Source organism: Bacillus sp. FSL R5-0712 (assembly GCF_038593285.1).
GTDB classification, from domain to species: Bacteria; Bacillota; Bacilli; order Bacillales; family Bacillaceae; genus Bacillus; species Bacillus safensis.
In genome coordinates this window covers 3291970-3303791 of record NZ_CP151981.1, presented here as the reverse complement: position 1 = coordinate 3303791, position 11822 = coordinate 3291970, and the positions used below count along the sequence as shown (strand labels likewise).

At 37.9% G+C, this 11822-nt stretch carries 17 protein-coding genes; all 17 read left to right on the top strand.

Annotated elements, in window-relative coordinates:
* Window positions 1-34: 34 nt before the first annotated feature.
* The 17 genes from NSU11_RS17105 (at window position 35) to raiA (ending at window position 11769) form a co-directional block, all read left to right on the top strand.
* Window positions 35-328 (top strand): competence protein ComFB, encoded by a 294-nt coding sequence (locus tag NSU11_RS17105; protein ID WP_024423623.1) that lies wholly within the window; start codon window positions 35-37, stop codon window positions 326-328.
* Between the two features lie 26 nt (window positions 329-354).
* Entirely contained in the window at window positions 355-1011 is a 657-nt protein-coding gene (locus NSU11_RS17100; protein WP_243837412.1) for a ComF family protein, read from the top strand.
* 56 nt (window positions 1012-1067) lie between these two features.
* On the top strand, window positions 1068-1487 hold the full coding sequence (locus tag NSU11_RS17095; protein ID WP_024423621.1) for a TIGR03826 family flagellar region protein: 420 nt from the start codon (window positions 1068-1070) through the stop codon (window positions 1485-1487).
* A 79-nt stretch (window positions 1488-1566) separates the two neighbouring features.
* Window positions 1567-1830, top strand: coding sequence for a flagellar biosynthesis anti-sigma factor FlgM (flgM, locus tag NSU11_RS17090; protein WP_024423620.1), 264 nt, complete (start codon window positions 1567-1569; stop codon window positions 1828-1830).
* An 18-nt stretch (window positions 1831-1848) separates the two neighbouring features.
* Window positions 1849-2331 carry a flagellar protein FlgN gene (locus tag NSU11_RS17085; protein WP_024423619.1) on the top strand — a complete coding sequence of 161 codons (483 nt, stop codon included), beginning with the start codon at window positions 1849-1851 and terminating at the stop codon, window positions 2329-2331.
* Window positions 2332-2346: 15 nt separating this feature from the next.
* Window positions 2347-3867, top strand: coding sequence for a flagellar hook-associated protein FlgK (gene flgK, locus NSU11_RS17080; RefSeq protein ID WP_024423618.1), 1521 nt, complete (start codon window positions 2347-2349; stop codon window positions 3865-3867).
* Between the two features lie 9 nt (window positions 3868-3876).
* Window positions 3877-4785 (top strand): flagellar hook-associated protein FlgL, encoded by a 909-nt coding sequence (flgL, locus tag NSU11_RS17075; RefSeq protein ID WP_024423617.1) that lies wholly within the window; start codon window positions 3877-3879, stop codon window positions 4783-4785.
* A gap of 46 nt (window positions 4786-4831) precedes the next feature.
* The gene (locus tag NSU11_RS17070; protein ID WP_024426253.1) at window positions 4832-5410 is read left to right on the top strand and encodes a DUF6470 family protein; all 579 of its coding nucleotides are present in this window, start codon (window positions 4832-4834) and stop codon (window positions 5408-5410) included.
* Between the two features lie 28 nt (window positions 5411-5438).
* Entirely contained in the window at window positions 5439-5873 is a 435-nt protein-coding gene (fliW, locus tag NSU11_RS17065; RefSeq protein ID WP_024423615.1) for a flagellar assembly protein FliW, read from the top strand.
* Window positions 5867-6091: a carbon storage regulator CsrA gene (gene csrA / locus NSU11_RS17060; protein WP_008360181.1), complete on the top strand. Its 225-nt coding sequence runs from the start codon at window positions 5867-5869 to the stop codon at window positions 6089-6091. The genes fliW and csrA overlap by 7 nt, the downstream gene beginning before the upstream one ends.
* Before the next feature lie 161 nt (window positions 6092-6252).
* Window positions 6253-6594 carry a flagellar protein FlaG gene (gene flaG, locus NSU11_RS17055; RefSeq protein WP_024426252.1) on the top strand — a complete coding sequence of 114 codons (342 nt, stop codon included), beginning with the start codon at window positions 6253-6255 and terminating at the stop codon, window positions 6592-6594.
* A 20-nt stretch (window positions 6595-6614) separates the two neighbouring features.
* A complete protein-coding gene (locus NSU11_RS17050; protein WP_197172977.1) occupies window positions 6615-8144 on the top strand; it encodes a flagellar hook-associated protein 2 in 1530 nt (509 codons plus the stop codon).
* A 17-nt stretch (window positions 8145-8161) separates the two neighbouring features.
* Window positions 8162-8566, top strand: a complete 405-nt coding sequence (gene fliS / locus NSU11_RS17045) for a flagellar export chaperone FliS (RefSeq protein ID WP_103131677.1) — start codon at window positions 8162-8164, stop codon at window positions 8564-8566.
* Window positions 8563-8904: a flagella biosynthesis regulatory protein FliT gene (gene fliT / locus NSU11_RS17040; protein WP_024423611.1), complete on the top strand. Its 342-nt coding sequence runs from the start codon at window positions 8563-8565 to the stop codon at window positions 8902-8904. Before fliS ends, fliT begins: the two co-directional genes overlap by 4 nt.
* A 13-nt stretch (window positions 8905-8917) precedes the next feature.
* Window positions 8918-9298, top strand: a complete 381-nt coding sequence (locus tag NSU11_RS17035; protein ID WP_024426250.1) for a hypothetical protein — start codon at window positions 8918-8920, stop codon at window positions 9296-9298.
* Between the two features lie 33 nt (window positions 9299-9331).
* On the top strand, window positions 9332-11017 hold the full coding sequence (locus NSU11_RS17030) for a methyl-accepting chemotaxis protein (protein WP_149126231.1): 1686 nt from the start codon (window positions 9332-9334) through the stop codon (window positions 11015-11017).
* 188 nt (window positions 11018-11205) lie between these two features.
* Window positions 11206-11769 carry a ribosome-associated translation inhibitor RaiA gene (raiA, locus tag NSU11_RS17025; RefSeq protein ID WP_024423608.1) on the top strand — a complete coding sequence of 188 codons (564 nt, stop codon included), beginning with the start codon at window positions 11206-11208 and terminating at the stop codon, window positions 11767-11769.
* Window positions 11770-11822: the final 53 nt, after the last annotated feature.

The window sequence follows — 11822 nt, the reverse complement described above, 5'->3', positions numbered from 1 at the left end:
TATTCACAATACACAAATGGCAGGAGAGACAAATATGCTACTCAATGCAAAAGAAATACTACTCAAGGAAATTCTCAATCAATATCTCAACCAATTAAACATGATTTGTCATTGTGAAAAGTGTATGGAAGATGTATTAGCGATTTCACTGAATCAAGTGAAACCACAATATATAACAGATATCGATAAAATATCTTACAGTAAATCTGAGATGGTGGATAAACAGAAGAATACTGCGATGCTGGTCATTCTGACAGAAGCAGCTTCCAAGGTCTCTGCATTTCCAAGATGTGAAAATCGTCTGCTGCTGAACAAGGAAACCAATTGATTTGCCAAATTTGCGAGGGACATTTTGTGCCTGCTTTTACATGGAAATCATTCCTACTATTAAATGATGATCGCCTTTGTGTAGCATGTAAGAATCACTTAGTAAAGATTGAGCGTCCTATTTGTCCAACATGCGGAAGGGAGCAGTCAAATGACCAATTGTGCCAGGACTGTAACAGATGGAATGAACGCTCTGATTCTATTAAAATCCTTGTGAAAAATAGGTCAGTTTATACTTACAACGAGTTGATGAAAGATGTCCTTGCCCGCTTTAAATTTCGGGGTGATACGGCTTTAGCTGAGCTGTTTAAAAAAGATGTACAAGCAGCATTTAAACATTCCTTCTGCATAAAAGACCCATTGCTGATACCGATTCCTTTAAGTCATGAAAGACTAAAAGAAAGAGGATTTAATCAGTCCGTGATAATCGCTTCTTTGCTAGATAAGCCAATATTGCAGCCACTCGTGAAAATACATCAAAGTAAGCAGTCTAAAAAAAAGAAAAATGAACGCCTAGATCAAAAAGGATTGTTTCAAATAAAGCAAACAGATGCGATTGTTCAAAGGGATATTATATTAGTTGATGATATCTATACAACGGGAGCAACCATCTATGATGCGGCAAGAATTTTGAAAGACGCAGGTGCTAAAAGTGTTTCTTCTTTTACGTTGATACGTAGTTAAAAATCATGATAATTAACCGATAATAAGAAAAGAAAATAACGTAAGGGGTTTTGGTTATGAATCAATTGGCAAACTGTCCACAATGTAATCAGCTATTTTTAAAAACCACCATCCAAACGGTTTGTAACAAATGCTTTGAAGAAGAAGAACGTTCTTTTGATATCGTATATAAATTCTTGAGAAAACAAAGTAATAGACAATCAACCATCGCTGAAATAGTAGAAGCAACAGAAGTTGATGAAGAATTAATCTTGAAATTTATTCGTTTGAAAAGACTGCAAATTAGTCAATTTCCAAATATTAATTATCCTTGTGAAAGATGTGGCAAAGCGATCAGGAAAAACAAGCTATGCAGCCAATGTGAACAGGATATTCATTCGCAAATCAGCCAAATGAACCAAGAAGAGGAGCGTAAAAGGGAGATTGAATCTAGGAAAAAAGACACCTATTATGCCATTAATCCTAAAAACGACTGATTCCCTAAACTAAGTTGCAGTTTGGTCGATAAAATGGATAGAATCAAGACAGACTGTAACGGAAAGCGAGAGGAATCCCGTGAAAATTAATCGATATGGAACACAACCAGTAAATCCTTACAAGAAAACATATGAGAAACAAACGTTGCAATCGAATCAAGCTAAATCAACTGATAAAGTCGAAATTTCTAAAAAGGCAATCGAAATGCAAAAGGTGCCGAATATTATGAGAGAACGCCAAGATAAAATTGACCAAATTAAAAAAAGCATTGAAGCCGGAACATATCAAGTAGATACAAAAGGCATTGCAGATAAAATGCTGAATTTCTATAAACAACAATAACAAAAGGGAGCAGCGTGAATGTCAGTTAAAATAATTATTGAAGAACTGCATCGTCTCTATGGATTGCATGAACAGCTTTTAAAGTTGTCTAAGGATAAAACAGAAATGCTGAAAAGCAATGAGATTGATGCTCTTTCAGAGGTCCTGAATTTAGAGCAAAAGTATATTCAGGCCATTTCTCAATTAGAAGAAAAACGAATTGAAGCGACCGTTCAATTTTTACAAAGTGATCAATCACCAACCATCACTGCATGTATCGAAAAGGCTGAAGGTACAGATCAAGAAGAGCTCATTTCATTATATGAGAAACTAAATGACATCATGGTGGAACTAAAAGATGTAAATGAACTGAACAAGCAGCTTATTCAGCAGTCACTTCAATTTATTTCACTGACATTCGATCTCGTTAACCCTAATAAAGAAAATATGAATTACGGACAAAATGGTCTTGAGAGTTCAAAGCCTAAACAGCAAAGGGCTTTGTTTGATTCAAAGGCGTAAACAAGGAGGATACCAATGGGTTCTACATTCATGGGACTAGAAACGGCAAAAAGAGGAATCACAGCCCAGCGTGCAGGGCTTTATGTCACATCAAACAACGTCTCCAATGCAAATACGGAGGGCTACTCAAGACAAAGAGTGACCTTTAAAGCAGAAAATCCTTATCCAGTCATTTCGGTTTATGACGGCAAGACGTATGGCCAAATGGGGACTGGCGTACAAGTTGGAACGGTTGAAAGAATTCGAGACAGCTTTTTAGATCTACAATACAGAGATCATAATAATAACTTATCTTACTACTCAACGAAGTCAGATGCCCTTTCACAGATGGAAGGGGTTATGAATGATTTGACGGATGAAGGCTTGAACAGAGCTTTTGATAACCTATGGAAATCATTACAGGTCTTATCGGAATCAAAGAATGCTGATACGGCTTCTGCACGTACAGTTGTTAAAACAAGTGCACAGGCTTTAGTAGACCAATTCCGTCTGCTCAATTCCTCTTTAACAACGATACAAAAGAATTTGAAAACCGAACTCGATTCAACGGCCAAAGATGTAAACACTCTTTTATCTCAAATAGATGAAGTGAACAAACAGATTGCAGCAGTTGAGCCAAATGGATATCTTCCAAATGATCTTTATGATACACGTGATACTTTGGTCGATCAATTATCCTCACTTGTTGATATTAAGGTCAGTTACAATCCACCTGGCGGTAATGCGCTCAAAATTGCTGAAGGAACTGTCAACATCGACATTATCGGTGCAAATGGACAATCAGCTGGAAACATTTTGAATGGTATTACGAACGAAAAGTCTGAACTGCAAATCTCTTATGATAATACAACGGGACTTGTTAACTCACTTCAATTCGGAACAACAACCATTGCAGCGGATCAATTACAAGTGAATGGTAAAGTAAAAGCACTTGTTGAGGCTTATGGCTACATGTCAAACGGTGCTGAAAAAGGCATGTATCCAGATATGCTTGCAGAGCTGGATGAAGTAGCAAAAGTATTCATGGATACATTTAACGATGTACATAAGCAGGGGTACACGTTAAATGGTGCAAGTGGACAAGACTTTTTTGATATCGAAAATAACAATGAGTTGAATAAAGGTTTGGCAGCTCGTATTAAAGTGAGCGATGTCATTTTAGCATCAACAGATAATATTGCTGCATCTCTCAATCAAACACAAGGTGACGGTTCGAATGCTACGAAATTAGCTAATATACAAGACTTAAAGTTGCCAATCGGCGGCAATACAACGACAATTCAGGATTATTACCAAAATGTTATTGCTGAGATGGGGGTACAAGGGAAAAAGAACATGACGCTTGAAAGCAGTTCAGCTGCTCTTGTCAATTCAGCCAATGAACGTAGAATGTCGACTAGCGCTGTCTCCATTGATGAAGAAATGACGAATATGATCCAATTCCAGCATGCATATAATGCGGCTGCGAGAATTATGACATTACAAGATGAAGTATTGGATAAGGTCATAAACGGCATGGGTGTCGTAGGAAGGTAGGGATAACGGATGCGAGTCACACAAGGTATGATTTCTCAAAACTCACTTCGAAATATTAGTAAAAGTTATGAAAAACTTTCTAAAATTAATGAACAGGCACAAACAGGCAAACGCTTTACGAAAACGTCTGATGATCCTGTTGCAGCCGTAAAAAGCCTTCAATATAGTACTGCCTTGTTTCGAAATGAACAATATAAAAATAACTTAAATGAAGCACAAAACTGGATTGATACATCTGAAACAAGTGTCACTGAAATCATTGATATTATGTCAAATATACGAGATAAAGTGCTTGATGCGGCAAATGGAACAAAGCAGCCCGAAGATTTAGCAGCTATCGGAGTGGAAATTGGCCAGATGAAGAATCAAATCATTGATGCAATGAACACTCAAATGCTAGGTAAGTTCGTATTTAATGGGACAAATACAAATGTTAAACCAGTTGTTGAGAATGCAGACGGAACGTATACATTTAACTTCGAAAATTATACAGATGCGAATGCTGTTCAAGCGAATATTTCTGATGGTATCACTTTAAATGTAAACTCAAATCCAATCTCAGCGTTTGGCGGACAGGCTAACGGTCAAAATGTCATTGAAATGCTGACTGATTTAGAAAACTCATTGAAAAATGGAACGTTTGCGAATTCTGATGATGCACTAGGAAGTATCGATCAGTTCAAAGAAGTGATGAGTGCTGAGCGATCCGATCTAGGAGCGCGTTCGAATCGTGTTGACTTAGTAGGCAGTCGTTTGACTTCACAATACCAAGTACTGAAAAATGCTAAATCAGATAATGAAGATGTTGAAAGTGAAAAGGCAATTCTTGATCTTCTTCAACAAGAGACAGTGAATAGAGCTGCTTTAGCGACAACAGCTAAAGTCATTCAGCCATCCCTTGTAGATTTCTTAAGATAATAAAAAGCATCCGATGGGTGCTTTTTTGCATCATGGAGGTGAACATATGCAAATCCCTAGATTGTTAATGCAGCAAACCTATGCAAAGCTTCAAATGTCGACAACTCCTTCTCGGCAAGAAGTAGAGCAGCCACAAGCTGATCTTGAGATTCAGCAGCCACGAGCTGTAATGAATATCAAAAGGACACCGTCGAAATTAACCATTGATCAAACCGAGGCGTTTGCCGATATGGACATCAAGTCAATTTTTAGACGTTCTGAGGAATGGGCAGCTGAGGGGAAGCGTGCTGTTGGAGAAGGAATGGGTCGCAGAGCGGAAGAAGGAAGTGAACTCATCAAGATCGAGAATGGTGGGAATGCGATTGCTGAGTTTGCCAAAATCAATGGCAGTCCCCCAGCAAAACAATTTACCATTGGTGTGATACCTTCATTCTTTAGTGTGAAAATTCACTATCAGCCTTCTGAGCTTCAAATTGATGTGGAGCCGCAAAAAGCTATCATAGAGGCCACACCTCATAAACCAATCGTTAACTACCAGCCAGGTAAGGTCAATATTGATATGTTACAATATCCAGAATTAAAAATAGAAGTTGACGAAACGGGCCAAAATGGTGATAAGGTATAGTTAAGAAAAACGAAAAAGGTCGTGAATTATGATCATTCAAACAAAATACCATGGTGAAGTGACAATCAAAGAGGAGCAAATCATTCACTTCTCTAACGGGATACCAGGATTTCTGGATCAAAAACAGTTTGTCATTTTGCCTTTATCAGAAGAGTCTCCATTTTTAGTTCTTCAATCATTAAATAACTCGGCATTAGGTTTTATCGTCAGTAGCCCGTTTTTATTCTTCAATCAATACGAATTTGATTTAGACGAAACGGTTGTAGACATTCTGGAAGTAGAAGATGCCAATGATGTGGAAGTAATGGTTATTTTAACAATGGAATCTTCTATTGAAAAAACAACAGCCAATTTAAGAGCGCCTATTATTGTGAACCGGAAAAACATGAAAGCCAAGCAGGTGATTTTGCATGATTCAGCCTATCATACAAAACATTTGTTAGAGGTGGCATCCTCATGTTAGTGCTGTCTCGTAAATTAAACCAGTCGATTCAAATAGGCGATGATATTGAAGTCAAGATTATTTCAATCGAAGGCGATCAAGTGAAAGTCGGGATTGAGGCTCCTAAGCACATCGATATTCACAGGAAAGAAGTGTACCTGTCTATTCAAGAAGAGAACAATCGTGCAGCGAGTTTATCCTTAGATCTTCTCTCTCAATTATCCTCACAAAAAAAGTGAGGATTTTTTTATCGCATTCAGCTGTCCTTCTCCGTGTGAAAGCGTTTCGATACAAATGTTCATGATCTATAGGAAACTTTAACAAATCGGTCCATCTATATTTAATTTACAAATTCAAAGCCGATATAAAAGATAGATTAAAGCACAGGAGCTGAATAACTATGTCTGTTGGTAAGTTGACATCATTAGAGCCAATTATCGATGCATTTCAAACCCGTGTTTCTAATAACCAGAATGACAATGTAAACTCTGACTCACAAGCAAATGGCAGGACTGTTTCAAAAGAAGAAATTGAAAAAACGCTTCAAGGCGCAAACAAGCTGATTGAACCTACTCAATTTCATCTTCAATTCGAATTACATGAAAAACTCAATGAATATTATGTCAAAGTCGTAGATAACCAAACAGAAGAAGTGATTAGAGAAATTCCTTCCAAGGAATGGCTTGATTTCTATGCAGCAATGACAGAAATTGTCGGTCTATTTGTAGATAAAAGAATGTAAATGAAGGGAGAACATAAATAATGGTCAATCGTATTACTGGATTTTCAAATGTGTTCGATATTGATGAAATCGTATCAAAGCTGATGAAAACGGAGCAGGCACCACTTGATACAATGACGCGTCAGAAACAAACACTTGAATGGCAAAGAGACAGCTATCGCGAGGTTAACTCGAAAATTAAAGAATTAGATGATTTGATCAACAGTTTAAACTTAACGCGTCCAAGTACATATGGCGCCAAAAAGGTGACAAGCTCTAATGAATCTGCTGTCACAGCAACTGGATCAACAAATGCGACCTCTGGCTCTATTCATGTCACTCAACTAGCGACAGCTTCTGTCTTCAAATCCTCTGGTACATCTGGATTTACACCAGCAAATGGCACGTTTACGTTTGAAGTGACGACACCAGATTCAACAAAACCGAAAATGGTGACGATCAATACCTCTGATTCCGATACAATCGATGACATCGTGAAAAAGCTAAACAACGCTCAATTAGGTGTGACGGCTTACAAAGGCCAAATCTCTGATGGCACTAACTACGTGGATACAATTGCTCTTACTTCTCGGACAACGGGTGAAGGCGTCAGTATTAAAGCAGCTGATGGCAATTCGGCTTCATTTTTAACGCAATTAGGCTTCCAAGTAGATGGAGATAACAAATTAGTTGCGACTACTCAAGGACAGAAGGCGCAATACGAGATTAATGGTCTGAAAATGGAAAATAACAACAATACATTCACACAGGCTGATATTACGTACGAGCTTAAAGCAACAACGGATCAGCCCGTCAGCTTAAACGTTTCAACAGATGTGGATGCAATCTATGATAAAATTAAGCAATTTGTTGATAAATACAATGAGCTTGTTGAACAGATTAATGGTAAAGTCAATGAAAAGAAAAACAGAGACTATCATCCATTAACGGCTGAAGAGAAAAAAGCGATGTCTGAAAAAGAAATAGAGCTATGGGAAACGACCGCGAAGTCTGGCTTGCTGAGAAGTGATTCCATTTTACGATCTGGTGCCTCTAAAATAAGAAGTGATTTGTATGCTAATATTACGACAAGTGATGGGAATAAAATTCAACTCACACAAATCGGTATTTCGACATCATCCAGCTATAAAGATGGCGGAAAGCTTGAATTTATTAAGGATAGTAATGGAGTAGAGAAATTAAAGAAAGCCATTGAAGAAGACCCGGAGAAGGTCAGACAAATGTTTATATCGGGTAGTTTAAATGTGGATTCAAAGGATAAAGACAAAGCGCAGCAGCAATATCAAGAACAAGGAATTATCTATCGTGTCAAAAATTCCTTATCAGACTTTTCGAAGAGCATTCAAAAAAAGGCTGGCAGCACCACTATGGAATTAAAGGAATACGGACTTGGTAAGGACCTTGACTCTTTGACAAAACGAATGAGTACATTCCAAGATCGTTTAAAAATGGTGGAAGCCCGTTACTATACGAAGTTTAACGCCATGGATAGTGCAATTCAAAAGCTAAACAACCAATCTGGCTACCTTTCTCAACTGCTTGGACAATAATTGGAGGTTTATAACATATGGCAATACAGAACCCTTATGCCGCCTATCAGAAAAATTCTATTGAGACCGCAACACCTGCCGAGTTGACGCTTATGCTTTATGAAGGCTGCTTAAAGTTCATCAGAATAGCGAAGTATGCCATTCAAAAAGAGGATGCAGAAACGAGAAACTTGAACCTAAAAAAGGCTCAAAACATCATTCAAGAATTAAATGTCACCTTAAATCGTTCCTATGACGTATCAAAGAGTATGGCAAGTATGTATGATTACATTTATCGCAGACTGATAGAAGCCAATCTTCAAAATGACGAAGAGATATTGAATGAAGTAGAAGAGTATGTAACTGATTTCCGTGATGCGTGGAAGGAAGTCATTCAAACCGATCGTAAAGGCCGTCACCACTCTATCGGGGGTTCTCTATGAGTATTGTGGACCAGCTGCATGATCAAACATTAAAAATGGCAGCCGAAATAGCGGAAAATCCGCAAAGTGAGACACTGGTTGAAGACTTTGATGCCTTTTTAATTGAGAGAGACGAATTAATGAGAGATATACAGCATGAATTGACGGATCAAGAAAAAGAGAAAATCCGAGAAATCATCCAAACAGATCAACAGATGGCGCAACAATTAACGGTTATCCAAAATGGGATAAAAGCAGATATTCAAGCCATTCAAAAAAAGAAAACAAAACAGCTGAATTATCAAAATCCATACCAGCCCATAACGAGTGACGGCGTATACTACGATAAACGGAAATAAATAGGTGAGACCTGTGGCGTATCGTTCAAATGACTATATTTTATTAACCACATATTATGAACTTCTATACACGATAGAAGAGAGTCTAAACTATTTAGATGAAATTGAGAAGGATTTTGACAAAACAGAAGGGGATCGGATCTTTAATGATCTGATCCATGCCTTCTTTCATTTAGACACAACACACCCTCTTCTGCTTTCAATTATTGAAAATGAACACTTTGCCAAAACGATTCGTTCGTTTGATCAAATATTTTTAAGTTTTGATATACTAGCTTTCTATACATTCCCTTCAAATCACTTCCAATCATTCCTGAAAACATACTTTATACCTGAATATAGAAAGTGGATGGATGAAATACATGCCTGTATGAGGCCGTATGTCATTCATTAATTTTTGTCCAATTCAGACCATTCGGAGGAAATTATGAGACTAAAAAATCAATTTTTATTTGGGCTTATTGTCATATGTGTATTGTTTGTCAGTATGTTAGGATTCTCAAGCTTTCTCTATTACAAAACAGATCAATCTTATAAAGCGCTATTAAGCAAGGAAGTGAAGCTTTATCAGACCTCGCTGGAATTAGAAGCGCTTCTTCAAAAGCAGGAAGCACAGATTAAAACATATGTCGTCGTACAAGATGCTGAAAATTTGCAGAAAATTGAGCAAACATATGAAGATATTAATAAGAAAACAGCAGAAGCTTCGAAAATGAGTACGGACAAACAAGTAAAAAATCTATTAGATCAAATCTCAGAAAAAAATTATCTCTACTACACCTCAACAAATCGATTATTTAATTCATTAAATATGCAAAATCAAAAAGAATTCAACACCCGCCTCAGTCAAGAATTACAACCTATCGAACAAGAAATACATACCTTTACAAAAGAGTTCGCTCAAAATCAGCTAAAACAACGTGATCAAAAAATCAATCAGCTCAATCAAGATAGTAATCAATTATTGCTTACACTCATTTTGGTCAGTGCAGCGATTATTGTTGGCCTTTTGGTGATTGGGATCAGATTTGTTCATCGCATGACAAAACCAATTGTTTCTGTCACAAATGCCGCAAAAAGGATGGCAGATGGTGATCTAACCCTTGAAGAGATTGAAGTGACCTCTAAAAATGAGATTGGTCAACTCGGCACAGCCTTTAATCAAATGACGGCTCATTTGCGTCAGCTTATTTTGCAGGTGCAAAGCGGATCAAGACAGCTTGCTGATTCTGCTGCTCAATTTGAGGAAACCATCAGTCAAACGTTATCGGCTAGTGAGCAGACATCTAGCTCGATTGAACAGGTCAGTGAAGCTTCACGTGAACAATCAGATGCGGTCGGAAAAGTAGCATCCGCCATTCAGGAAGTGTCGACTGGCATGCAAAATGCAGCTGTACACACATCCGATGTTTCGGGTCACTCAATTTCAGTGACTGAAAAGGCTGAAGAGGGCGCGGCCCTTATTCAACAGTTTGTGAAACAAATGAGTTCTATAAAAGAGTCTGTGAATGAACACCATTCTACAATGACCCATGTGCAAGCGCAGTTTACAGGCATTCAAGATCTGTTAGGTCATATCCATGCCATTGCTGACCAGACGAATTTGCTTGCTTTAAACGCAGCTATAGAAGCAGCAAGGGCAGGAGAGCATGGAAGAGGCTTTGCAGTTGTAGCAGATGAAGTGAGAAAACTGGCAGAAGAATCTAGTCAGCTGACAGATCAAATTAGTCAATTACTCGAAAACGTGAACAAAGATACAGAAAAGTCATCACAATCGATGACGAAGGTCGAGCGGGATGTAGCAAAGGGTGTAAAAGTATCACAATTATCTGAACAGAGCTTCCATGAAATCTTGGAATCTATTCGTGATATTTCAATGAAAGCAGAAGAGCTGTCAGCCACTGCAGAACAAATTTCTGCTAGTACAGAGGAAATTTCTCAAACAGTTGGTGTCATTGAAGAAGGTGCGAAACGAAACTCAGAAGAAACAGAGTACATGTCTGCTGCTGTTGAAGAATCATTAGCCGCCAATGAAGAGATGAAAGCCGCTGCGGAGGATTTAAAATCCTTATCTCAATCGCTGAAAACATCGATTTCATCTTTTACCATTTAATGTGCGCTGGTCTTTTTCAAGAATCAGCCGAATATATATTCATCACCTATCAAGCAACAGTTGAAGCACCGCAAAATTCGACAAATTTCAATAAATATTCACATTTTTTTTACGTTTGAGCAGGAGAAAAGGAGGGAAAAGTAGAAATAGGTTTACATATCCTTAATTTTAAAGGAGGCGTTCTTTACATGAATTACAATGTCAGAGGAGAAAACATCGACGTAACACCTGCACTAAGAGATCATGTCGAGAAAAAAATTGGAAAGCTGGAGCGTTATTTTGAGACAGATGTAGATGCTTCAGTCAACGTGAACTTGAAGTTTTACAACGATCAAGAATCTAAAGTTGAGGTTACCATTCCAATGACTGATCTAGCACTTCGAGCTGAGGTGCATAATGAGGATATGTACAATGCAGTAGACCTAGCAGCCAGTAAATTAGAACGTCAAATTAGAAAGCACAAAACAAAAGTAAACCGTAAATTCCGCGAGCAAGGTGCCAAAAAGCACTTATTTGCTGGAGGAAATGGTACGGCTGAAGTAGCAGTTCAAGATGACGAAGAGATTGATGAAACAGAAATCGTCAGACAAAAACGTTTCAACTTAAAGCCGATGGATAGTGAAGAGGCCATTCTCCAAATGAACATGTTAGGTCATAGTTTCTTCGTTTTCACAAATGCTGAGACAAATTTGACCAATGTGGTTTATCGCCGAAATGACGGTAAATATGGACTCATTGAGCCAAACGCTTAAATATCAGTTGATGCTGATTTAAAAACAACCTAAATAAAGTAAACCCGTTCCCT

Coding starts and splice junctions, on each gene's coding strand:
- NSU11_RS17085 (WP_024423619.1), top strand. CDS start 1,849: ATGTCAGTTAAAATAATTATTGAAGAACTGCATCGTCTCTATGGATTG.
- NSU11_RS17030 (WP_149126231.1), top strand. CDS start 9,332: ATGAGACTAAAAAATCAATTTTTATTTGGGCTTATTGTCATATGTGTA.
- NSU11_RS17105 (WP_024423623.1), top strand. CDS start 35: ATGCTACTCAATGCAAAAGAAATACTACTCAAGGAAATTCTCAATCAA.
- csrA (WP_008360181.1), top strand. CDS start 5,867: ATGTTAGTGCTGTCTCGTAAATTAAACCAGTCGATTCAAATAGGCGAT.
- fliT (WP_024423611.1), top strand. CDS start 8,563: ATGAGTATTGTGGACCAGCTGCATGATCAAACATTAAAAATGGCAGCC.
- flgL (WP_024423617.1), top strand. CDS start 3,877: ATGCGAGTCACACAAGGTATGATTTCTCAAAACTCACTTCGAAATATT.
- NSU11_RS17070 (WP_024426253.1), top strand. CDS start 4,832: ATGCAAATCCCTAGATTGTTAATGCAGCAAACCTATGCAAAGCTTCAA.
- fliS (WP_103131677.1), top strand. CDS start 8,162: ATGGCAATACAGAACCCTTATGCCGCCTATCAGAAAAATTCTATTGAG.
- NSU11_RS17095 (WP_024423621.1), top strand. CDS start 1,068: ATGAATCAATTGGCAAACTGTCCACAATGTAATCAGCTATTTTTAAAA.
- flaG (WP_024426252.1), top strand. CDS start 6,253: ATGTCTGTTGGTAAGTTGACATCATTAGAGCCAATTATCGATGCATTT.
- raiA (WP_024423608.1), top strand. CDS start 11,206: ATGAATTACAATGTCAGAGGAGAAAACATCGACGTAACACCTGCACTA.
- NSU11_RS17050 (WP_197172977.1), top strand. CDS start 6,615: ATGGTCAATCGTATTACTGGATTTTCAAATGTGTTCGATATTGATGAA.
- fliW (WP_024423615.1), top strand. CDS start 5,439: ATGATCATTCAAACAAAATACCATGGTGAAGTGACAATCAAAGAGGAG.
- flgK (WP_024423618.1), top strand. CDS start 2,347: ATGGGTTCTACATTCATGGGACTAGAAACGGCAAAAAGAGGAATCACA.